Annotated in this window: 23 protein-coding genes; 11 read left to right on the top strand and 12 right to left on the bottom strand. The window is 46.7% G+C overall.

The genetic code is table 11. The annotated features are described in order from the left end of the window. A partial coding sequence (locus tag AC1DYT_RS26240; protein WP_477472447.1) for a group II intron maturase-specific domain-containing protein occupies positions 1-606 on the top strand: 606 nt, incomplete at its 5' end. A gap of 270 nt (positions 607-876) precedes the next feature. Beyond that, positions 877-2559 (top strand): energy-dependent translational throttle protein EttA, encoded by a 1683-nt coding sequence (ettA, locus tag AC1DYT_RS26235; protein WP_477460904.1) that lies wholly within the window; start codon positions 877-879, stop codon positions 2557-2559. Positions 2560-2794: 235 nt separating this feature from the next. Here ettA and AC1DYT_RS26230 read toward each other — a convergent pair whose 3' ends face one another. The 5 genes from AC1DYT_RS26230 to AC1DYT_RS26210 all read right to left on the bottom strand — a co-directional run bounded on the left by AC1DYT_RS26230 (position 2795) and on the right by AC1DYT_RS26210 (position 8768). Then, positions 2795-3688: a DUF4349 domain-containing protein gene (locus tag AC1DYT_RS26230; protein WP_477472446.1), complete on the bottom strand. Its 894-nt coding sequence runs from the start codon at positions 3686-3688 to the stop codon at positions 2795-2797. 555 nt (positions 3689-4243) lie between these two features. Then, positions 4244-4702: a nuclear transport factor 2 family protein gene (locus AC1DYT_RS26225; protein ID WP_477472445.1), complete on the bottom strand. Its 459-nt coding sequence runs from the start codon at positions 4700-4702 to the stop codon at positions 4244-4246. A gap of 228 nt (positions 4703-4930) precedes the next feature. After that, a complete protein-coding gene (gene dnaA / locus AC1DYT_RS26220) occupies positions 4931-6355 on the bottom strand; it encodes a chromosomal replication initiator protein DnaA (protein WP_477460900.1) in 1425 nt (474 codons plus the stop codon). 329 nt (positions 6356-6684) lie between these two features. Beyond that, positions 6685-8232 (bottom strand): acyl-CoA mutase large subunit family protein, encoded by a 1548-nt coding sequence (locus AC1DYT_RS26215; protein ID WP_477472444.1) that lies wholly within the window; start codon positions 8230-8232, stop codon positions 6685-6687. 5 nt (positions 8233-8237) lie between these two features. Beyond that, positions 8238-8768 (bottom strand): DUF7935 family protein, encoded by a 531-nt coding sequence (locus tag AC1DYT_RS26210; RefSeq protein ID WP_477472443.1) that lies wholly within the window; start codon positions 8766-8768, stop codon positions 8238-8240. Between the two features lie 94 nt (positions 8769-8862). Between AC1DYT_RS26210 and AC1DYT_RS26205 the strand changes: the two genes are divergently transcribed. Further along, the gene (locus AC1DYT_RS26205; protein ID WP_133229416.1) at positions 8863-9216 is read left to right on the top strand and encodes a HesB/IscA family protein; all 354 of its coding nucleotides are present in this window, start codon (positions 8863-8865) and stop codon (positions 9214-9216) included. Positions 9217-9270: 54 nt separating this feature from the next. Here AC1DYT_RS26205 and AC1DYT_RS26200 read toward each other — a convergent pair whose 3' ends face one another. Together AC1DYT_RS26200 and AC1DYT_RS26195 are read right to left on the bottom strand one after the other, a co-directional pair. Then, a complete protein-coding gene (locus AC1DYT_RS26200) occupies positions 9271-10011 on the bottom strand; it encodes a peroxiredoxin family protein (protein ID WP_477472442.1) in 741 nt (246 codons plus the stop codon). A gap of 58 nt (positions 10012-10069) precedes the next feature. Further along, complete coding sequence (locus AC1DYT_RS26195; protein WP_477472441.1) at positions 10070-10792, bottom strand: TlpA family protein disulfide reductase; 723 nt, start codon at positions 10790-10792, stop codon at positions 10070-10072. 146 nt (positions 10793-10938) lie between these two features. Here AC1DYT_RS26195 and AC1DYT_RS26190 point away from each other — a divergent pair, with 146 nt between their 5' ends. After that, a complete protein-coding gene (locus AC1DYT_RS26190; RefSeq protein ID WP_477472440.1) occupies positions 10939-12177 on the top strand; it encodes an ABC transporter permease in 1239 nt (412 codons plus the stop codon). A gap of 187 nt (positions 12178-12364) precedes the next feature. Here AC1DYT_RS26190 and AC1DYT_RS26185 read toward each other — a convergent pair whose 3' ends face one another. From AC1DYT_RS26185 to AC1DYT_RS26170, 4 genes are all read right to left on the bottom strand, one after another. Further along, a complete protein-coding gene (locus tag AC1DYT_RS26185; RefSeq protein ID WP_477472439.1) occupies positions 12365-13108 on the bottom strand; it encodes a tyrosine-protein phosphatase in 744 nt (247 codons plus the stop codon). 3 nt (positions 13109-13111) lie between these two features. Continuing rightward, complete coding sequence (rfbB, locus tag AC1DYT_RS26180) at positions 13112-14164, bottom strand: dTDP-glucose 4,6-dehydratase (protein WP_477472438.1); 1053 nt, start codon at positions 14162-14164, stop codon at positions 13112-13114. A gap of 69 nt (positions 14165-14233) precedes the next feature. Beyond that, on the bottom strand, positions 14234-15253 hold the full coding sequence (galE, locus tag AC1DYT_RS26175) for a UDP-glucose 4-epimerase GalE (RefSeq protein WP_477472437.1): 1020 nt from the start codon (positions 15251-15253) through the stop codon (positions 14234-14236). Between the two features lie 67 nt (positions 15254-15320). Next, a complete protein-coding gene (locus AC1DYT_RS26170) occupies positions 15321-16313 on the bottom strand; it encodes a UDP-glucuronic acid decarboxylase family protein (RefSeq protein WP_477472436.1) in 993 nt (330 codons plus the stop codon). 90 nt (positions 16314-16403) lie between these two features. On the opposite strand from AC1DYT_RS26170, the gene AC1DYT_RS26165 reads away from it, so the two are divergent. Together AC1DYT_RS26165 and AC1DYT_RS26160 are read left to right on the top strand one after the other, a co-directional pair. Continuing rightward, on the top strand, positions 16404-17666 hold the full coding sequence (locus AC1DYT_RS26165; protein ID WP_477472435.1) for a 3-deoxy-D-manno-octulosonic acid transferase: 1263 nt from the start codon (positions 16404-16406) through the stop codon (positions 17664-17666). Next, positions 17666-18394 carry a hypothetical protein gene (locus AC1DYT_RS26160; protein WP_477472434.1) on the top strand — a complete coding sequence of 243 codons (729 nt, stop codon included), beginning with the start codon at positions 17666-17668 and terminating at the stop codon, positions 18392-18394. The genes AC1DYT_RS26165 and AC1DYT_RS26160 overlap by 1 nt, the downstream gene beginning before the upstream one ends. Here AC1DYT_RS26160 and AC1DYT_RS26155 read toward each other — a convergent pair. Continuing rightward, positions 18391-18930: a hypothetical protein gene (locus AC1DYT_RS26155; RefSeq protein ID WP_477472433.1), complete on the bottom strand. Its 540-nt coding sequence runs from the start codon at positions 18928-18930 to the stop codon at positions 18391-18393. The genes AC1DYT_RS26160 and AC1DYT_RS26155 overlap by 4 nt on opposite strands. Before the next feature lie 105 nt (positions 18931-19035). On the opposite strand from AC1DYT_RS26155, the gene AC1DYT_RS26150 reads away from it, so the two are divergent. Genes AC1DYT_RS26150 through AC1DYT_RS26130 form a run of 5 tightly spaced genes read left to right on the top strand, consistent with a single transcriptional unit; the run spans position 19036 to position 22832 of the window. Further along, positions 19036-19854 (top strand): alpha/beta hydrolase, encoded by an 819-nt coding sequence (locus AC1DYT_RS26150; RefSeq protein WP_477472432.1) that lies wholly within the window; start codon positions 19036-19038, stop codon positions 19852-19854. Next, entirely contained in the window at positions 19851-20477 is a 627-nt protein-coding gene (locus AC1DYT_RS26145; protein ID WP_477472431.1) for a 1-acyl-sn-glycerol-3-phosphate acyltransferase, read from the top strand. The genes AC1DYT_RS26150 and AC1DYT_RS26145 overlap by 4 nt, the downstream gene beginning before the upstream one ends. Before the next feature lie 2 nt (positions 20478-20479). Further along, positions 20480-21109 carry a 1-acyl-sn-glycerol-3-phosphate acyltransferase gene (locus AC1DYT_RS26140; RefSeq protein ID WP_477472430.1) on the top strand — a complete coding sequence of 210 codons (630 nt, stop codon included), beginning with the start codon at positions 20480-20482 and terminating at the stop codon, positions 21107-21109. Next, entirely contained in the window at positions 21106-22200 is a 1095-nt protein-coding gene (locus tag AC1DYT_RS26135; protein ID WP_477472429.1) for a glycosyltransferase family 2 protein, read from the top strand. Before AC1DYT_RS26140 ends, AC1DYT_RS26135 begins: the two co-directional genes overlap by 4 nt. Further along, positions 22173-22832 carry a carotenoid biosynthesis protein gene (locus tag AC1DYT_RS26130; RefSeq protein ID WP_477472428.1) on the top strand — a complete coding sequence of 220 codons (660 nt, stop codon included), beginning with the start codon at positions 22173-22175 and terminating at the stop codon, positions 22830-22832. The genes AC1DYT_RS26135 and AC1DYT_RS26130 overlap by 28 nt, the downstream gene beginning before the upstream one ends. Positions 22833-23224 lie beyond the last annotated feature (392 nt).

The raw sequence follows: 23224 nt of genomic DNA, 5'->3' as shown, positions 1-23224 counted from the left end.
TTTGTACGCTATGCTGATGATGTAAGTATCTATGTTAAAAGCAAACGTGCAGGTGAGCGTGTAATGGAAAGCATTAGTACTTTCATCGAAAAGGAACTGAAGCTGAAAGTCAACATGGAGAAAAGTTCGGTAACCCGCCCATGGTTCAGTAAGCTGTTAGGCTTTACCTTTTATCAAAGGAAGGAAGGAAACCGTATCTCGGTACACCGAAAGAGCATCGCCATCTATAAGGACAAAATCCGTCAGATAACCTGCCGGAGCAAACCCTATGCAATGGAAGAGCGCATGATGCAAATCAGGCGATTAAATCACGGGTGGGGCAATTACTTTAAGTTAAGCGACGCAAAATCGGTATTCGAAAGACTCGACTCATGGGTAAGAAGCCGTATCCGATTATGCTACTGGAAGCAATGGAAACGGGTAAGGACACGAGTTAAACACCTGACCCAGCTTGGGGTTAAACCCAATAAAGCTTACTGGTGGGCTAGTACACGGAAGGGCTACTGGCGAACTGTTCATAGTCCTATCCTAACAATCGCGCTAAATAATGCACTTTTAAAGAAAATGGGCTTTGTAAGTCTCAAAGACATCACAACCCCCGCTTAAAACTGTTAATGTTTAATGAACCGCCGTATGCCGAACGGCACGTACGGTGGTGTGAGAGGACAAGTAGGGAACTAATCCCTACTTTCCTACTCGATGTTACGGCATATTATTTTTTGGAGATGTAGCAACCAAAATGATAAAGTGCTGCGCATCTCGCAGCAGCCCGGCCAGCCTTCGATAAATCCTTTAAAATGTGTTTTATATTTTGCTGCAAACCTTATTTACGAGATATTTGGAACCTCATACATCATAAACCAATTTCTGTATAAAATGGCCGACGAAAAGATCATATTTTCTATGGCAGGGGTAAGCAAAGTTTATCCCCCGCAAAAAACAGTACTCAAAAATATCTACCTGTCGTTTTTTTACGGCGCCAAAATCGGCGTTATCGGTTTAAACGGCTCGGGTAAATCGAGCTTGCTCAAAATCATCGCTGGTATAGATAAAACCAACATCGGCGAGGTAGTATTTTCGCCGGGCTATACCGTGGGCTACCTGAGCCAGGAGCCGGAACTCGACCCCAACAAAACCGTAAAGGAAATTGTAGAGGAAGGCGTTGCCGCAACTACCGCCTTGCTTAAAGAATACGAAGATATCAACGAGAAATTCGGCTTAGAAGAATATTACAGCGATGCCGATAAGATGGACAAGCTGATGAGCCGCCAGGGCGAACTGCAGGACCAGATAGATGCCGTGAACGCCTGGGAACTGGATGTTAAACTGGAACGTGCCATGGATGCCCTGCGCTGCCCCGACCCGGATGCCAAGATCTCCGTACTATCGGGTGGTGAGCGCCGCCGCGTGGCACTTTGCCGTTTGCTGTTGCAGGAGCCGGATGTTTTGCTGCTGGATGAGCCTACCAACCACTTAGATGCGGAGTCTATCGACTGGCTGGAACAACACCTTAAACAATATAAAGGTACCGTAATTGCCGTAACGCACGACAGGTACTTCCTGGATAACGTAGCGGGCTGGATACTGGAGCTTGACCGTGGCGAAGGCTTGCCATGGAAGGGTAACTACTCCTCATGGCTCGACCAGAAATCAAAACGCCTTGCCCAGGAAGAAAAAGGCGAGAGCAAACGTCAGAAGATTTTGGAACGCGAGCTGGAATGGGTGCGCATGGGGGCAAAGGGCCGCCACGCCAAATCCAAGGCGCGTTTATCCAACTACGATAAATTAGCATCAGAAGAAACAAAGGACAGGGAAGAAAAGCTGGAGCTGTTTATCCCGCCGGGCCCGCGTTTGGGCAATATTGTGATAGAGGCCAACAACGTTACCAAAGCCTATGGCGATAAAGTGTTGTTCGAGAATCTGACCTTTTCTTTGCCGCCTGCAGGTATCGTAGGCATCATTGGCCCCAACGGTGCGGGTAAAACCACACTGTTCCGCCTCATCACCGGGCAGGACCAGCCCGATGCAGGTACCTTCCGTGTAGGCGAAACCGTTGCATTAGGTTATGTTGACCAGATGCACGACGACCTCGACCCCAACAAATCTGTTTGGGAGAACGTAACCGGCGGCCTGGAAACCATTATGGTGGGCGGTCGTCCGTTAAACTCACGGGCCTACGTATCGCGCTTTAACTTTAATGGCGCCGATCAGCAGAAAAAAGTGGGCGTACTATCGGGCGGCGAGCGTAACCGGGTGCATTTATCCATCACGCTAAAAAAAGGTTCGAACGTTTTATTACTGGATGAGCCAACTAATGATATCGACGTAAATACCTTGCGTTCGCTGGAAGAAGCGCTGGAAAATTTTGGCGGCTGCGCAGTGGTCATCAGCCACGACAGGTGGTTTTTGGACAGGATTTGTACGCACATCCTGGCATTTGAAGGCAACTCGCAGGTGTACTTCTTCGAAGGCAACTACAGCGATTACGAGGAAAACCGCAAGAAACGTTTGGGTGATGTAGCGCCTAAGAGGATTAGGTATAAGAAGCTGGTGGGGTAGGTTGTCTGAACCGGGATTAAACGGATTTACAGGATTTATGCCATTTTATCTTAACGAAAGAAGCCCGGCACCAGCCGGGCTTCTTTCGTTAAACCATTCCCATCACGTCTTTGCGAGCCGCGGCGGGCTGGACGCGTGTGGACGGGCGGCGTGGCAATCATCGGCACTAAGGTCAGAATTGCAAAGCGACTCTGCCTGCCGATGGTTGCCGCTCTATCGCTCGCAATTACGATGTCTATATGGTCGGAACCTTTGGTTGCACCAAAGTTGGGTACCTCTTCCTGTACGTCCTATACGCAATCCATACACCTATCCCGGCCAATACGAATACCCACAGGTTTACCAGGCCGATGATGAATTCGGTAAACATGGCCCAGCCGTTGGCGATGGCCATAAACAGGCGTTTAAAGAACGGCAACTGGTATGCAGATGGGTCGTCATTTGCCACCATTTCTTTCACGATGGTATTGCTTTGCTGGAAGTTAAGGCTAATGTTGCTGTATTTTACAGCAGCATCTATGCGCTGGTTGTTTATCTGGCCATCAACCATGTCGTCTTTCAGCCATAAAACACGTTCCGGGTCTTTGATGGTTATTTTACCGCTTTTCTGCTGGGCAACCAATTCGCGGCGGTTGTTGGTCTTCATCCGCTCGGCAAGGTAATCCAGCGTTTTATCTTCGATATCCATCTGCCGCGAGGTAATGTACATACCCAGGTGGCTCACTTTCATCATAAAATCCTCCAGTTTTTCCGAGGGTATTTTAACGGTCATATCGGCCGAGGTGCTAAAAGCCGAAACACGCATCACGGAGTCGTCGCTAATTCGGATATCCTGGCTGTTTACCGCTTCTGAACGCATCTGGTGGTGCATGACCATCCCTTTGTATCGCGTAGTTAAAGCAGCAATGGTATCGCCGGTTTGCTGTACGTTTTTTACTTTTAAACTCATATCAGAGGATTTTACGAGTTTGGGTGCGATATTCGAAGCCAGGCTATCGTTTGATGGAGAAAAAGTGCGGGTACTGTCGGCAGCACTATTATTAACCACTTCGTATGCAGGATGTGATGTTCCCTTACACGCAGCCAGCAAAGCCACAGCTGCCAGCACCACTAAGATTTTTGTTTTCATGATTGATTTATTGGTTTAGTATTGATACCCGGCACCAATAAAAAGTAACCCAATATTTACGGATTTAATTTATATAAAATATTGATTATCAATAAATTGATATCAAATCAGAAAGCCACCGGCTTATGTGCCGACGGCTAATGAAGTATCGATGGATGATATATTGATATTTTGGAGCAGTTGCTAAGCGCGCAGGAGCTCAGTCCCTCGCGATTATTTAATTGGTTTTATATTGATACCCCTTAGCCCGCAATAGTAACCCTATTTGTGGTTGATATTTAAAATGTTACAAAGGGGAGGGGGGGTAGAGACAAGAGGATAGAACCAAGAGACAAGATTGAAGAGCTTCCCATCGCGTTATTGCGAGGAGCGGCTTGGGTTGAGAGTTGGGGCGACGCGGACAACCGACCGAAGGGAGCTCATTAATTCCTTTAAAAGACAACAAACACATTAGTAATCATCTGAGAGCAGAGCGGACCTGCAAAGCGGCTCTGCATGCCGATGATTGCCGCGCTTCGCTCGCAATGACGATGTTGTTGTGATGTTTTATTAAATCTATTCCGGGCAGTTATCCTTGCGGCGGGTATCTACTACATAGATAATTTTCCAGCCGTTGGCGGTTTTCATCAGCTGGAAAAAATTGATGCCGCAATGGCTGAAGGTTTTACCGAGGTAGAATTTGTAGGGTGTCCATAGGCTGGCAAGTGGCCCATCCACTTTAATATCGCCAAAGGTTATACGCTCGTCATAAACATCCTTGTGTGGGGTGCCAACGGCTTTCAGGAAACCCGCCGGTTTTTCATTTTCGAGCGCGTAACTGCCGTCAGTATTAGGCTTTAGGCCCTGCAATACCATCCCATCAGCAAATACCGATTTCAGCAGGGTACTATCGCCCTTGCGCATAGCGTCGAACATGGTGTTGATTGCTTTCTTGATATCGTCCTTATCGGTTTGGCAAAAAGCTTTGGTGGCGCTAAGGCTTATCAGTATCAGGAAGATGAATAGTTTTTTCATGATGGGTTGCGTTGGTGTAGGCAAGGTAGAAAAAAGTAAAAGCCCATCAAATATTTATTTCACGCAAAGTCGCAAAGGCGCGGTTTTTTTGATGCATCTCTTCTTATTCGACGTTCGTTAAATCACGGTGCAATCCCTTTTCTTTGCGTCTTAGCGCCTTTGCGAGAAATATAAACCCACAAAAAAAGCCCCGCATCCGCGAGGCTCCTATTATCTCTTAAATGCCAATTAAGACATCTTCAGTTTCTTTTGGATATCGGCTACGTAGCCTTTGAATTTTTTATCGGTGTCGATTAAATCTTCAACGGTTTGGCAGGCGTAGATAACCGTAGAGTGGTCGCGGCCGCCGAAGAAGTGGCCTATCGATTTCAATGAGCTTTTGGTATGCGCCTTGGCCAGGTACATAGATATCTGGCGTGCCTGCACAATCTCGCGCTTGCGGGTTTGCGATTTTACCATCTCTATAGGCACCTCAAAGTATTCGCAAACCAGGCTCTGGATGTATTCCATCGAAATTTCCTTGGCCGAATTCTTTACGAAATTCTTCAGCATCTGCTTGGCCAGGTTTAGATCTATCTCCTTGCGGTTAAGGGTTGATTGTGCCAATAACGAAACCATGGCGCCTTCCAGCTCGCGCACGTTGTTGTCAATATTGTGGGCAACGTATTCTATCACATCGTTGGATAGTTCGATGCCGTCCTGGTATATCTTGTTTTTGAGGATAGCCATGCGGGTTTCCAGATCGGGTATCTGCAAATCGGCAGAGAGGCCCCATTTGAAACGCGACAGCAAACGCTCTTCTAAACCGGCCAGATCCTTAGGCGCTTTATCTGATGTGATGATCAACTGCTTGCCGCTTTGGTGCAGGTGGTTGAAGATATGGAAGAAAAAATCCTGTGTTTTTTCTTTGCCGGCAAAGTTGTGCACATCATCCATAATGAGCACATCTATCGCCTGGTAAAAATTCACGAAATCGTTGATGTTGTTATGCTTTAGCGCATCTACGAATTGCTGGGTGAATTTTTCGCAGCTTACGTATAGCACCAGTTTATCGGGCAGGCTGCGTTTTATTTCGTTGCCTATGGCTTGCGCCAGGTGGGTTTTGCCCAGGCCTACGCCGCCGTATATCATTAAGGGGTTGAATGATGTGCCGCCCGGTTTGGCTGCAACGGCATAGCCTGCAGAACGTGCCAATCGGTTGCAATCGCCCTCTACAAAGTTCTCGAAAGTGTAGTTACGGTTAAGCTGAGGGTCTACATTCAGCTTCTTCAATCCCGGTATCACGAAAGGGTTTTTAATGTCCTTATTGATAGAGATAGGTATCGGCATCGATTGGTTTTTAGCCTCGGCACCGTTGCCGTTTGATGGCATGTTGGTGGTGTACGGCTTGCTGGTAGATTGCTCAACAACAATGTTGTATTCCAGCCTGCCTTCATCGCCCAGTTGTTTCTTGATCGTTTTGCGCAAAAGGCCCACGTAGTGCTCTTCCAGCCATTCGTAAAAGAATAAACTCGGCACCTGTATGGTTAGCACGCTCCCTTCCATTCTTAGGGCTTTTATCGGCTCAAACCAGGTTTTGAAGCTCTGGGCCGGTATGTTGTCCTTTATGATGAGGAGGCAGCTATTCCAAACGGCAGTACAAGTTTTTTCCATAGTAGATTCAGTAATTCTTTGATTTTCAGCGTCCCAACAAGCAACAATTCAGGCCGTTTCGGAACATCGAATATTCATAAAAAAAGCGGATTAAAAAAGATATTTTGAGAATTTTTCCGAAATATATTTATCTAAACCTCACCTTTTTTTAATGTATAATTCATATTAAATGTTATATTTCGTTGCTAAAACGTATTATCTGCTCATACAGAGCGATATGAAGCATTTGCAAGTTCAAACAGGAATTTCTTGCGACCAAAATTTAAACCCATAGGTTGTAAACCCTGTTTTAAAGCAAATGTTTGATAAATATTACGGTATATTTTTTGTTAATATTCTCCAAAAATATCGCGGAGCGTATCGGCTATTTCGCCTAAGGTGGCGTAGCCTTCAACAGCGGTTAAAATGTAAGGCATAAGGTTTTCGGTGCCATGGGCGGCGCTTGCTAAATTTTGCAAGGCCAGGCTTACTTCAACATTATTTCTTTGTTCTCTTAAACACATTAATTGCTCTGTTTGTTTTAGGCGGATAGAATCATTTATACGAAAAACATTATCTGCCACAGCCTCAGGCTGAATAAATTTATTTACGCCAACCAGCACACGTTCGCAGCTTTCAATATCGTTTTGGTACTGGTAGGCTGCCGCTGCAATCTCCTGTTGCATGTAGTCGTTTTCGATAGCTTTTACCGAGCCGCCCATGGCATCTATCTTATCTATATAGGCCTGTGCTGCGGCTTCCATCTGGTTGGTGAGCTCTTCTACAAAGAACGATCCCGCAAGCGGGTCAACCGTATCGGTAACACCGCTCTCGAATGCGATGATCTGCTGGGTGCGCAACGCAATTTTTGCCGCAGCCTCTGTAGGGAGCGAAAGTGCCTCGTCGTACCCGTTGGTGTGCAACGATTGCGTGCCGCCAAGCACTGCGGCCATAGCTTGCATGCCCACCCGCACGATGTTGTTCATGGGTTGCTGGGCCGTTAAGGTAGAGCCACCTGTTTGCGTATGGAAACGTAGTTTTTGCGCCCCGGCATCGGTTGCGCCCAGCTCTTTGGTGATGTGTGCCCACATGCGCCGCGCCGCCCTGAATTTGGCTATCTCCTCGAAGAAATTGTTGTGGCAGTTAAAGAAGAACGATAGCCTTTTGGCGAATACGTTTATATCAAGCCCTTTATCCAATGCGGCCTTTAAATAGGTTTTGCCGTTGGCCAGGGTAAAGGCTAGTTCCTGCACGGCGGTTGAGCCGGCTTCGCGGATGTGGTAGCCCGATATGGAGATAGTGTTCCATTTGGGCACTTCTTTACTGCAATATTCAAAAATATCGGTAATGAGTCGCATCGACGGCGTGGGCGGATAGATATAGGTGCCCCTTGCCGCATACTCCTTTAATATATCGTTTTGTATGGTGCCGGATATTTGCTTCAGATCAGCCCCTTGTTTTTTTGCTAACGCGATGTACATAGCCAGCAGGATAGGGGCGGTGGCGTTGATGGTCATGCTGGTGGTAATATCCTGCAACCGGATGCCATCGAACAATGCCTCCATATCTTTTAATGAATCTATGGCTACGCCTACTTTTCCAACTTCGCCTTCGGCAAGTTCGTGGTCGCTGTCGTACCCTATCTGGGTGGGTAGGTCAAACGCTACCGAGAGGCCCATGGTGCCCTGGCTTAATAGATAATGGTAACGCTTGTTGCTTTCTTCGGCGGTAGAGAAACCGGCGTACTGGCGCATGGTCCAGGGTTTGCCGCGGTACATATCCTTCTGTATGCCGCGGGTGTAGGGGAATTCGCCGGGCAGCTCGGCCATGCCCGAGGGTTCGGTATAAACCTCTTTTACCTCAATGCCCGAGCTGTTGGTGATCTTTTTGGCGGCCATAGGGGTTAAAATAAATCCTCCAGATCCTGCCTCAACAGCGTGATGGCGATATCGTAGGGATTATCTTCCAGTTTGCTTAGGTGATTGAGGGTAATGCGGCCCAGATCCAGCCCGTTGGCACCTTCGGGCAGCGCTTTTACGGCACTGTTCACCACGGCAAGGGTGTCTTCTTTTACGCGTTTGATAACGGCCCAGGCACGTTCGGTTACATAAATTTGCTGGGTTACGTTGTGCTGGTACTCGTTGCGTATCTCGTTAACGATAATGATGTGCAATTCGGCCGCCGGCATTTGGTTTGCGCCAAGGCGGATGAGCATATTGGCAGGGTTTACCCGCTCTACAAACAACACCAACCGCTCGTAAGCCTGCAACCTGAGCGGCAGCGTTTGCGCGCTTAAGCCTTTTTTTAGTTCGAGCGTTTGCAGGGTTTGGCTTTTTTCCAGGTAAGGTTTAAACAGGTAAAAGGCTACATACACCACGCCGATGCCGGCTACGGTATATTTTAATATGGCCATTAAAGTGCTGTAAAGATCCATGGTTTTTAAATGTTAGGCAGAGGTCATAAATAATACGACGGCTGCAAAAATCCGCATTTTACCTTATATTTGTGTAGTTAATCATAAAAATAAGATGAGTGCCATTGCCGAAACCATGATTGCCCCCGTAACGTTTACGCCGGGTGCCGTAAAAGAACTTTTTAAGCTGAGGGATCAGCAAGAGCTGAACGACGATTTTGGCTTACGTATTGGCGTTGAAGGCGGCGGTTGCTCGGGCATGAGCTATGTGCTGGGTTTCGACCAGAAAAAAGACGGCGACCAGGAGTACATTATTGATGGCTTGGTTGTGTTTATGCACAAAGCGCATGGCTTGTATTTGGCAGGCATGCAGATAGATTTCCAGAACGGCCTGAACGCCCGCGGGTTTACTTTCAATAACCCCAATGCTGCCAGCACTTGCGGCTGCGGCACATCCTTCTCAGTGTAATCGACCCCTTTTATATATTGTACTTGGCCCCATTCTCAAAAAGGATGGGTTTTTTTATTTGAGCAAAGCCTTTATTTCTTCGGTTTTGATAACTTTTATGGCGCGGTCTATCCAAAGCGGTACGATGCCGTTGTTATACCCCTGGCTTTGGAAAGCGATAGTCCCGTTGGGGCTTATCACCAGGTTTACGGGGCATTCAAGTACGCCGTAAAAGCTGAAGTAGGCTTCTGCATCGCCAACTACATTGTATTTAAAGGGCGACACTTTTAAAAAACGTTGTAGGTCCTCTTTTTTATCGATGCTTAGCGCTAAAAAAACTACGTTCTTGTCATTTTTATATTTATCCGCAAGGATATTCAGTTCGGGCATTTCGTACCGGCAGGGCGGGCAGGCTATAAACCAAAAACTTACCACCACAATTTTGCCCTTCAAATCTTCGCTGGCAATCGGTTTGCCGTTCACGTCCGTCATGTTCAGGAATATCATATGATTCCCTTTCTTAAAAAACAAAGTAGATTTTGGCACACCTATAGGTACCAGCCCTTTTGCGGTATCCCTGAGTGTGAGTATAAAGGCGGTGCTGTCGCTTTCGGCATCAACGGGCTTTAATTGGTAATTGCCGGTGGCTACCAATTTGCTCCAGTCGGCGTATTTATATTTCAGGCCATTGGCGCTGGTTACTACCGTGTTCTGGTTAAAGGCGTACTCTTCTGCAGGTTTGGTAAGCGTGGTTTGCGCGTACGCGCAAAAATGTATGAGCAACGCGAGGCATGGCAGCAATATATATCGTTTCATCTAAAAAGTCGTTTTGGGTTATCAAGCAAAGATATGCGGTTTTACGCCTGGGTTATAGTTAATTTTCGGCCTTTGCCTGCGCGATGGCTTTTTTTAGGTACGTAAGGCTACCGGTGCCGTAGCCACTGGAACTGAAACGGGTGATGCCATTTTTATCAATCACTACATTGGTAGGGTAGCCGGCAACGCCGTAGCGATTGCAATCATCGCGGGCATCGTAAATTTGGCGGTAGTTGAATGGCGTTGCTTTTAGGAAATCTTTTACCTCGTATTTCAGGTCGGTACTGAAGCCGATGAACACCACGTCGGGGTTATCGGCCACCAGTTGGTTAAGTTCGGGTATTTCCTGTTGGCAGGGTGCACAGGCAATAAACCAAAAATTCAATACTACAACTTTCCCTTGGAGTGTCTTGAAATCTACCTTTTGGCCGTTTACGTCGCGGGCGTTGAACAATTCCTTTTTCTGGCCGATAGGGAAAGCGGGGCTGGGCGGGAGCGCGGGCCTTGAATTGTTGCGGCGTTCTTTGTCCTCGGCGGTCATTTTTACGAGGGTAAGGGTATCGGCATCCCTGCTCTTTCCCCGTAACATATAATCTCCCGATAGAACTAGTTTTTGCCATTCGGCATAGGGGAATATTGTACCGGCAGAATCGATGACTACTTTCCTCTCCATATCCGCGCGCGACGTTGTTACCACACGGGTTACGGATGTGGTTTGCTGTGCGGCAGCTTGTAATGCAAAGGCTATTATAAACGTTAAAAGCAATAAGTATTTTTTCACGATGGCGGATGTTGATGATGACGAAAGTACGGCTTGTATCGCAGCCCTGCAATACGGAATAATTATCTGTTTTATTAATTTGCCTGCTTGTAACAAATTGCGCCGTACCATAGTCAAAAGCAAACGAGTCTTTTTAAAACTATCCCATGCCGGTAAAAACTACCTACAGAGAAAATATAGCTATAGCCTTACAATCCATCGCAGGCAACAGGCTGCGCACATCGCTTACGGCGTTGATTATTGCCATAGGCATTACCGCGCTGGTAGGGATTTTGACTTCTATTGAAGGGATAAAACAGGTAACCAACGATGCCTTCGCGGGGTTGGGTGCCAACTCGTTCACTATACAAAACCGCGGATCGGGCATTAGTTTCGGTAACGGCGGGCACCGCAAGCGTTATCCCGCCATTGCCTACCAGGAAGCCGAACGCTTTCAAAAGCTGTTTAAACTGCCTGTGCGCATCAGTATAGATTTTACCGTAACCGGTACCGCCATAGCCAAATACGAAAGCATAAAAACCAATCCCAACCTGCAGGTTATAGGCAGCAACGAGAACTACCTGCCTATAAAGGGGCATAAGCTGGCATTGGGCCGCAATTTCTCGGCCTCGGAAATAGATCACGGTACCAACGTGGTAATCATTGGCGATGAGCTGAAGAACAAGCTTTTCCCCAAAACCGACCCCATCAACAAAACGATATTACTGGGCAGCAGCAAATTCAGGATCATAGGGGTTATTGCTGCTAAAGGCGCCAATAGTTTTGGCGGCGACAGGTTCTGCGTGATACCGGTGCAAAAGGCCCGGCAGATAGCGCAAAGCAACAAACCATCGTTTTCTATTACGGTAAATGTTGCCGGCCCGGAAGCACTGGACGCTACTATCGGCGAGGCTACATCGCTGTTCAGGAACGTGCGCAGCCTGCACCTGGGGCAGGATGATAACTTCGAGATATTCCGTGCCGACTCTATACAAGCCGAACTGATGAACAACCTTGGCTATGTAACCATAGCGGGTTTCGCAATAGCGTTTATTACGCTGATAGGCGCTGCCATAGGTTTGATGAACATTATGCTGGTATCGGTAACCGAACGTACCCGCGAAATTGGCCTGCGCAAGGCCATCGGCGCAACGCCATCAGTAATACGTAGGCAATTTTTGATAGAAGCTATTGTAATATGCCTTTTGGGCGGCATCGGCGGCATCATACTGGGTATATTAGGCGGCAACCTCATAGCAGTATCCATCAGCGGTACGTTCATCGTGCCATGGTTGTGGCTCTTCGTGGCCATTATGCTTTGTACCACTATCGGTTTATCATCTGGTTACTACCCGGCAAAAAAAGCAGCCCGATTGGATCCGGTTGAAGCGCTGCGATACGAATAGAGTTAAGAATCAAGAGACAAGATTCAAGACAGAATAGGAATTGCGACCGCCAGGAATCAAGAAAACGGCATGGTTGCCAAACATACATTATAGCAAAACGGGAATATAAGCTTAGCTCTATTCCCGTTCCTATTTTATATCTTAATCCTTAACTCTTGAATCTTGTCTCTTGATTCTTTACTCTCCTCTAAAAAAGCAACTTATTCTTCAGCGGATAATCTTTAAGTAGTTTTTCTACGTAATCGGTAGTGAGGGCATCTTCGAAAGCCTGGGCGTGACGCGGGTGGTGCATATCGCTGGATATGAAATCTACAATTTGTTCATCCACCATATCTTCGGCTATTTTTTTGGTTGGTTTGCCGTAATATCCGGTAAGCGATATGGTATTTATTTGCAGGCCGCAGCCCCAGCTGCGTATGGCACGCATGCGGTCTATATCCATATAGGCGTAACGTTCGGGGTGGGCCAAAATAGGCTTATAGCCGGCATCGCGCATTTTTTGCACCATCTGTATCACGTTTGGCGGCTCGTTGATGAACGACAGCTCGAACAGCACGTAGTTATCCGCGCCCATAGTCATCAAACTGCGTTCTTCTATCCGTTTTTCGAAGCTTTCGTCGAAGTAATGCTCTGCAGCGGCCTCAACAGGGATATCGATATTTTGGTTTATCAGTTCGGCCTTCAATACTGCAAGGGCGTTCATGATGCTTTCGCGATCGTTGCGGTAATAATCAACCATAACGTGTGGCGTGGCAATGATCTTTTTGATGCCCAGCTCCATCATTTTTTTTATGAGCACTATGGATTCCTCGGGCGTTTGTGCGCCATCGTCTATCCCCGGCAGCACGTGCGAGTGCATATCTACTACAATTGGCGCATAATCCAGCGTCCTTACTTTCTTTACTTCCTTTTTCTTGAATAATCCAAACATCCTTTAACGGTTATTATATTGGTCGCTGTAATACTCCTGGTAATGGCCCGATGTTACATCGCTCAACCATGCCTCATTTGCCAGGTACCAGTCAACGGTTTTTTCCAGCCCCTCCTCAAAAGTGATGGATGGCTCCCAGCCAAGTTCGTTTTTTAATTTGGTAGCGTCAATAGCGTAACGCAGATCGTGCCCGGCGCGGTCGGTAACATAGGTAATCAGTTTAGCCGATTCGCCCTCCTCGCGGCCCAGTTTTTTATCTAATATACTACAAAGTAATTGAATGAGGTCGATATTTTTCCATTCGTTGTGGCCGCCTATGTTATAAGTGGTTCCGGTGGCCGCGTTGTGGAATATTACATCTATAGCGCGGGCATGATCTTCTACCCACAGCCAATCGCGTATGTTCTCGCCTTTGCCATAAACCGGCACGGGTTTTTGTTGTTTTATATTGTTGATAGCCAGCGGTATCAGCTTCTCGGGGAAGTGGAACGAACCATAGTTGTTGCTACAGTTAGATATAACAGTTGGCAGGCCGTAAGTGTCATAGTAGGCTCGCACAAAATGATCCGAGCTTGCCTTGGATGCCGAATACGGCGAATGCGGGTCGTACGCGGTAGTTTCCGTAAACATATCGGTATCGCCCAGGGTGCCGTAAACCTCGTCGGTAGATACGTGGTAAAAACGTTTAGATGCATAATCATCCTTCCATATGGTTTTTGCGGCGTTTAGCAGGTTTACGGTGCCAACTACGTTGGTCATCACAAATTCCAGCGGGTTGGTAATGGAGCGGTCCACGTGCGATTCTGCAGCCAAATGTATCACAGCATCGGGCTGTTCTATCTCGAATAAGTTGCTGATGTAAGCCAGATCTACGATATCGCCTTTCACGAAACGGTAGTTAGGCTCGTTTTCGATATCCTTCAGGTTGGCCAGGTTGCCTGCATAAGTGAGCTTATCCAGGTTTACAATTTGGTACTGCGGGTAAGTTTTTACGAAACGGCGCACCACGTGCGATCCTATAAACCCTGCGCCACCGGTAATGATAATTTTTTTCATCTGAAAGCTTTTCAATTGAGGGCTCGGCCCGCTATGCGGCAACAATCCTCTATTTTATGAAATATTGTACTATAATGGGTTTTCTACCAGGTACTTTTCCCATGCCCAGGCAGACGACATCATGATGTTGACGTCCAGTTCTGTTTTCCAGTTAAGCTTGTTGGTAGATTTGGTAACATCGCCCCAAACCTGCTCTACATCGCCGGCGCGTGCCGGGCCTATCTGGTAGTTCAGCTTAACGCCGGTGCTGCTCTCGAAGGCTTTTATCACTTCCAGCACCGAGGTGCCCTTGCCCGTGCCGATGTTAAACATATCGTAGCCTTTAAAGCTCTCCTTTTCGGCCAGCTTAAGGGCGGCAACGTGCGCCTTTCCCAAATCTACCACGTGGATATAATCGCGTATGTTGCTGCCATCGGGCGTATTGTACTGATCGCCGAATACGGTAAGCTTTTCGCGTTTGCCAATGGCTGTTTGGGTAATGAACGGCACCAGGTTTTGCGGCACGCCGATGGGCAACTCGCCTATCAGGGCGGTTTCATGTGCGCCAACCGGGTTAAAATACCTTAGCGAGATTATTTTATAAGTGCTGCCTGCTGCAATTACATCCTGCAGTATTTCTTCGGCTATTTGCTTGGTGTTTCCGTAGGGCGATTGCGCAGCTTTTACAGGTGCATCTTCGGTAACCGGAAGTACATCGGGCTGGCCATATACGGTACAGCTTGATGAAAATACGAAGTTCAGAGCCTTGCCTTCATAGGCATTCAGCACGTTAATGAGCGAGAAGAAGTTGTTTCGATAATATTTCAAGGGCAGCTTAACCGATTCGCCGACCGCTTTGGAGGCTGCAAAGTGGATGATGCCCCCAATCTCTGGCTCTTGTTGGGCAAAATCTTTTACGGCAGCCTCGTCGCAAAGGTCCAGTTTGTAAAAAGCGGGTTTGTAGCCGATGATTTTGGCCAGTTGATCTAATATTTTGATGCTTGAGTTAGAGAGGTCGTCTATGATTACCGGTTCGTAACCTGCGTTTACCAGTTCTACAACGGTGTGCGAGCCAATGAAACCTAAACCTCCTGTAACTAATATTTTCATGTGTAGGGCTGTTTGTATGTATTGAGCAAGGCCCGTGCCACCGGTGCGGCGCCGGGTCTTGTCTTTATTATTTATTATAGGTGGTAAAATCTTTATGCTCTACTTTCTCCAACACATCCTGCGGGAGCGATTTAAAGTATTCATAAGTAATCTTGAGGCCTTCCTCGCGCGATACCTTTGGCTCCCAGCCTAAAATCTCGCGGGCCTTGGTAATATCCGGGCGGCGTTGTTTGGGGTCGTCCGTCGGCAACTCTTTATACACCATTTTTTGCGAGGTGCCGGTAAGCTTGATAATTTCTTCGCCAAACTCTTTGATGGTGATTTCGCTTGGGTTGCCAATGTTTACCGGGCCAGCATAATCGCTGAACAGTAAACGGTAGATGCCTTCTATCAGATCGCTTACGTAGCAAAACGAGCGGGTTTGCGAGCCATCGCCGAATACAGTTAAATCTTCGCCGCGGATAGCCTGACCTATGAATGCAGGCAGCACGCGGCCATCGTTAAGGCGCATACGCGGGCCGTAGGTGTTGAATATACGTACGATGCGGGTTTCTAAACCATGGAAGGTATGGTAAGCCATGGTGATAGATTCCTGGAAACGCTTGGCCTCGTCATACACGCCGCGCGGGCCAACGGTGTTTACGTTGCCCCAGTATTCTTCGGGTTGCGGGTTTACGCTTGGGTCGCCGTAAATTTCTGAGGTGGAGGCGATAAGCATCCGGGCATTTTTATGTTTGGCCAAACCCAGCAGGTTATGTGTACCCAGGGAGCCTACCTTTAAAGTTTGGATAGGTATTTTAAGGTAATCTATAGGGCTTGCGGGCGAGGCGAAGTGCAGGATATAATCCAGTTCGCCGGCTACGTACACGAAGGTAGATACATCGTGGTTGTAAAACTCGAAGTTCTCCAACTTGAACAGGTGCTCGATGTTGCGCAGGTCGCCTGTAATGAGGTTATCCATCGCAATAACATGAAAGTCTTCGCTGATAAACCTGTCGCACAAATGCGAACCCAGGAAGCCGGCGGCACCGGTAATTAAGATACGTTTACGCTTTGCCATCAATATTATTTTATTTGTTCTGTTTTAAAAACCCTGTTGCCAAAGTGTTATCGGGGATGATGCGGGGCAATATAGCACGAACTTGCAATTATGTTGTTACTTTTACTGCCCGACGAAGATAATAATTACCATCTTAAAATGCTTCTACTATATAACTTTGGAGTCACTTTATACTTTTGGCTGCTATATATTGTTTCCATTTTTAATAATAAAGCAAAATTGTGGATAAAAGGCCGGCAAGGGCAGCATGTGCAGCCCCTGGCCTCGAGCATATGGTTCCACTTCGCATCATTGGGCGAATTTGAACAAGGCAGGCCGGTGCTGGAGCGGATGCGGCAGTTATATCCCGGCAAGCCTATCGTTATTACTTTTTTTTCGCCCTCGGGCTACGAGGTTCGCAAGAATACCCCGCTTGCCGATGCCGTTTATTACCTGCCGTTGGATACCCGCCGCAATGCCCGCAAATTTGTAGAAGCCATAAAGCCGGATATGGCCATTTTTACCAAATACGAGTATTGGTACCACTATTTTAACCGGTTGCATCAACAGCATGTGCCGCTGTATATCATATCCGGCATTTTCAGGCCGGGGCAGGTGTTTTTTAAATGGTATGGCGGCCTGCACCGCAGGATGCTGAAAATGGTAACCTGGTTTTTTGTGCAGGATGCAGACAGTAAGCATTTGCTGCAGGGGCTGGGCAAATCGAACATTAGCATCAGCGGCGATACCCGCTTCGATAGGGTTTGGGCCAATGCGCAACAACCAAAACAACTGCCTGAGATTGCCGCCTTTAAGGGAGATAGAAAATTATTCATAGCAGGCAGCACCTGGCCGGCCGACGAAAAACTGCTGGCAGCTTTGATAGCCAAATACCCCGACTGGAAATTCATCATCGCCCCGCACGAGATTGGGGAGGATAAAATCGGCCATGTGCTGAGCCTCTTGCCAAAGGAATCAAGCATCCGGTACTCCGAAATCTCAAATCTCAAATATCACGTCTCAAATCTCATCATAGATAACATCGGCATGCTATCCTCGCTTTACCAGTATGCAGATGTTGCTTACATCGGCGGCGGCTTCGGCGCGGGGATACACAACACGCTGGAGGGCGCGGCCTTTGGTATGCCGGTGATATTTGGCCCTAAGTACGATAAGTTTAAAGAGGCTAAGGATATGATAGCACTGGAAGCTGCCTTCAGCATCAATAACGAAGAGGAGTTGTTAAGCACAGCGGGCAGTTTGATGGACGATGAGATATTCCGTTACCGAACGAGCAGGAGCGCAAAAAAATACGTGGATGATCATATTGGGGCAACAGATGCGATTGTGAAGTATATTAAGGAGAAACATTGATGAAAAATTTATTGATCGCTGTGTTGGTTTTGGTTGCTTGTAATGCGATTGGACAAAGCGTCAAAAAAGGCAATTACAAAGCTGTAAAAACCTATGTAACCGACTTGAATAACGATAACAGAGCAGATACGATAACTATAAGTTCATCGCTAAAAGAAGACGATGCTTTTAACAGGATTGGCGTTTCGCTCGCTGGATATGGCACCAAGATATTTAAAGCCAAGTACGAATGGACGCTGGTTGATACCGAGTTTCTGGCAAAAAATAGGAATGCTATCAGTTCTAAATTCTTGTTTATAAAAAAGAGCACTATACAGTCTGCCATCCTGTTGTTTGGTGTGTTGGATGGCGCCGGCTACCGCGAGGAGTTTTCTATCATTAATATCGAAAATAATATTGCCAGGATGGTTTTTGACAGTGAAAGCAATGATATCGACGTGGAAATTCCGATTGCAGTTAAACGACTGGGGAATAACAACCGATTATGTTTTATTTACACCGGTTACAATGAGGTGGTTGGCCAAAGTGACAAGCCGGAGGGAGATATTGTTAGTTACGTTCCGTTTTTCGTTTATACCATTGATGAAAAATGTTTGATAAACAAACGATTAACCAAGAAATATAACCAGCAGCATTATGTTTTTGCAGGATATGGGTATGATGAGCGTATCAGGATATTTCGCCCAAAGGATGGTGGCAAACCGAGGGTATGGAAAGGGGGAAATTAAATAGTTTCGCCGGCATTGCGTTTTTCCACCGCTTCCATGTAATCATACATGATGTTGTAATTATCGAAAGCGTCGCCCCTTACATTGTTCAGGCTGATAATCACCGGCGTATTATAAAAAAGATTATTCAGCCATTGACCTAATCGCCGCCAAATAGTTTTTGCTTTGAATGCCTCATTATCATTCAGCATAACTGCAATAACGCCACCTTTGTATTCGAGGTTGTATATTTCTGACCAGGGGATTATCCTTTGATTGACCATTTGGACAATTCCATCATCGGTTAACTCAATCGCTATCCTGTTAGCCTTTTTTTTGAGATAGGAATCTATTAAACGATAGCACATCACTGCCAATACAAACAGCATTATTCCTGCATAAAAAGGCAAATCCGCAGCATGCTCCGCCGGTTTTGCCAGAGCTCTGTAAATATAAACACAAGGTAATACGAAGCAAGGTATTAGCGAAGGCCATAAGGCCTTCACTAAACTGAGTAAGGTCAAATCCCGTCCCTGATAAAATTTTATGTTTTCCATTTTGCTCGGGTAAAGATAGGAGAGATTTGACAAATTCTGAATTTGTTAAATCTCTCCTGCATCCTATAAAAAATAAAACCCTCCAAATTCCTTAATATTGCCGCTATGGGTTTTCTGGACATCCCCGCGTTGGGCAAGGCACATTATCACGAATACGGCAGCGGCAGCAAACCCCTGCTGGCTTTCCACGGGTACGGAATGACGGGCAGGCAGTTCCATGTGTTGGAGAAATCTATCCTGAAAGAATACCACGTTTATGGCTTCGACCATTTTTTTCATGGCGAAAGCAAAGTTGAAGGCTGGAGCGAGGCTCAAATCATAGCCGGTATGCCCAAAGCCATGATAACAGCCTACGCCGAAGAATGGTTTAAGGCACATGGCAGGCAACGCTTCTCGGTAATGGGCTACTCCATCGGGGCCAATATCGCGCTGATATTATTGGAAGAATATCCTGATCTGATCGACGAGGTAATCCTGATGGCACCTGACGGGCTGTCGGTTTACAAGGGCTTTAATTTCCTTACGAATAAACGGGTTGGTCGGCTGTTTTTTAAAACAGTTACAAAAAGCAAATGGCTGGCACCGGGGCTGATCAAAGGACTTAAGAAAGTGGGTTTTATAGATGAGAGCCTGTTCAATATTGCCTATAATGAGATAGATACCGAACAAAAACGGCAGGATGTGTATTATACCTTAAACCTCATCCGTTTGCTGAAACCCAATACCGCCAAAGTTGCAAAGCTGATCAATCAATACCATATCAAATGCCGGCTTATATTCGGTAAGAGCGATAACCTGTTCCCTATGAAAGCGGCTGCGCCTTTTATTAATATGCTGGATAAACCCGAAGTGCACGAAGTGCCCCTGGGCCATTGGCTGGTGGTGAAGCAATTGGACGAGTATTTAGTAAATTTACCGCAATGATAGCCGCCCGCCGCAAAAAATTCCTGGCTGATGCCTTTGCCAAATACATGTATTACCGCATGCGCAAGGCTTTTAACAGGCTAGAGGTGGTGAACATGATACAACCGAAACCCGGTCACTCGGTATTGCTCCTTTGCAACCACTTCGGCTGGTGGGATGGGCTTTGGGCCAACTATCTGGCATATTGGCACCTTAAACGCAAATCGTACATCATGATGCAGGAAGATCACCTGCAGGCGCGTATGTGGCTTAACCATTGCGGGGCATTCTCCATCAGCCGCAGCTCGCGCGAAATGATTAAATCCCTGCAGCATGCGGCCGATATTTTGAACGATGCCGGGAATATGGTCATCGTTTTCCCGCAGGGCGAACTCATCTCCAACCATACCACCGAAATTAAGGTGGAGAAAGGCATCGAGCGACTCATCAAAAATATCAAAGGGCCCTGTCATATCATTTATAACTGCGCGCTCATCGAGTATTTCGAGAGCCTGAAGCCATCGGTGTACTTCCACCTGTTGGATTTGGGCGTGGCCGGAGAGCTGAGTTTTGATGAACTGGCGGAGAAGATAAACACTTTCCACCGGCAGGCCTTGAAGGATCAGGTAAACGTATCGCATTAACCATGATCTACCCAAAAAAGAACCTCTTGATGAAATGGATTTTCGACACGTACGTAAAGTGGCAGGTGGGCAAAACTTTCCATGAGTTTTTTTATAACAGGGTGGAGCTGGATAGCAGTAAATCAGTACTGTTGGTTGCCAATCACTTTAGTTTTTGGGATGGGCTGATTTTATATATCCTGAACGATAAGCTGCTTCGTAAAAAATTCCATGTAATGATACTGGAAGACACCGCCAGGCGCGAGGGCATGTTGCGTTACGCGGGGGCGTTCTCGGTAAGCAAAAATTCCCGCGATATACTGCAATCGTTGGATTACGCAGCGCAACTATTGAACGAACCCGGCAACCTGGTGTTGATGTTCCCACAGGGGAAGCTGCACTCAAACTTTGTGGAGAAGGTAAATTTTGAGCAGGGGCTGCTCAAAATCATCAAAAAAGCCGAAGGGAGCTTCCAGCTATTGTTTGCTGCAACTTTTATTCAGTACTTTAAACATAAAAAGCCCTCGGTAACCGTTTACTTAAAAACCGATAACCTGAGCTATGCCGATAAAACCATCGATGCGCTGCAAAGCGCTTACCAGCTGCACTACGAGGCTAGCAAATTACGCCAAACCGAAATCGATATAAAGTGATTATAGTCCTGCTTATTGTTTTCACGTTTTTGATACTGCGCTTTACGGTAACTCTGTTCAATTTTATGTCGAACCCGAAACTGCCGCGCATAGGCAAGCATTATGCCGATAAGGTTTCTATCCTGATACCCGCCCGCAATGAGGCTGAAGACATTCTCCCGCTGCTTGCCTCCATCCACCAGCAAGACTACCAGAACTACGAGGTGCTGATACTGGACGACAATTCTACAGACGACACCTATAAAGTTTGCGCTGCTTTTTGCGCAAAACACCCTGGTTATAGTGTAATTAAAGGCAAGGCCCTGCCTGCAGGCTGGCTTGGCAAAAACTACGCCTGCCACCAATTGGCGCAACATGCCACGGGAGATTATTACTTGTTTTTGGATGCCGACGAACAGGTGCAAAACGGACTCATCAACAGCGCGGTGCACCGTATGAAACTGCGCGGCCTGGCGCTGCTTAGCCTGTTTACCAACCAAACCATGCGCAGCGCGGGCGAAGAAATGGTGGTGCCGCTGATGCATTACATCCTTTTAAACCTTTTGCCCCTGCGATTAGTCTACCTGCTAAAAACCGCGGCCCTATCCGCCGCCAGCGGGCAGTTTATGCTATTTGATGCTGCCGGTTACAAACAATACCAATGGCACCAAATGGTAAAAAACAAAGTGGTAGAAGATGTGGAGATAATGAAACTGGTAAAAGCAACCAAACTAAACGGTGAAGCCCTGCTGGCCAACGGCATGATCAGCTGCCGTATGTATAAAGGGTATAGCGAAGCCATTAATGGCTTCGGCAAGAATTTTTTGGCGGCTTTCAATTACAATATCATCGGTTTTTTAATATACCTGCTGCTTATCATCGGCGGGCCAGTCATCATTGTAATGACCATGAACCTGAATTTGATATTTATTATGCTGGGCCTGATACTGCTGGGCAGGGTGATGATATCTTTATCAGCAGGGCAAAACGCTTTAACGAATTTATTTTTGCACCCGGTACAAATGTTCAGCTTGCTGCTTATCGGCATTACCTCAATACAAAAACACCTTAGCAAAACCACCGAATGGAAAGGCCGAAAAATCTCAGTATAGGTCCGCTTACGTCCATTATCGTTATCATCTTGTTCCACGTTGTGGGCCTGGTGGGCTTGTTGGTACCTTTTACGCGCCCTTTATTTTTGCAGATAGTGCCCTGGCACATCCTGCTGATGCTGTTGGTTATCATACTGGCACATAAGAATTTTGATGAAAAATTCCTTTCGTTTATGGCCCTGGTGTTTATATCCGGCATCGTACTGGAATGGATTGGCGTACACAAAAAATGGGTTTTCGGCGATTATGCGTACGGCAATACACTTGGCTTTAGAATATTGGATATCCCCCTCACCATCGGCATCAACTGGTTTTTGCTTATTTATGGCGCTGGCGTTACCATGCAGCGCAGCAGGCTTAAAAGCGTTACGGCGCGGGTAATCGCCGGCGCATTGCTACTGGTATTGCTGGATTTGTTGATAGAACCCGTAGCCATCCGCTTTGATTACTGGCATTGGACAGGCAACATCATTCCCTTTAAAAATTACTATTGCTGGTTCCTGGTAAGCGCTGCTATGCTTTTCGTGTTCGAGAAGTTCGGCTTTAAGAAACAAGGCATTGCCGCGCCGGTGCTACTGGCAACGGAATTTGTGTTTTTTGGGGTGCTTCGGGTGATTGGGATTTTTGTCTGAACCATGATTCGCGCGATTAAGGGATTGAAGGATTTTAAATCAAGTAATCTTTAAATCAAGAAAATCAAGGTTCAGACCATCAACGAAATCCTAAAATCATTAAAATCAGCGGTTCAGAAATTGCGCCAGGGATTGTAAGGGTTTAGCCCCGAAGGGCCGGAGCGGAGCGCAGCCCTGCAAAGCCCGGCCCGAAGGGGGCGCCATTATTATTTGTCTGAACTCTAATTTAGGGAATTGAAAGAATTTGTCTGAACTGTCTTGTCCTGATATAGGTTGACACAAAAATAGTGTGAACATGGAATATTCAGAGAAAAAAGCGTCAGCAATAAAGGAATACTTTGCAGGCGGGACGACTTCAGTTAAATTAGGACTCAAATACGGTTTCGGTAATG

Source organism: Mucilaginibacter sp. P1_D10, assembly GCF_056406215.1.
Note: the sequence above shows the minus strand (reverse complement) of the source record. Positions and strands in the feature narration are given on the sequence as shown.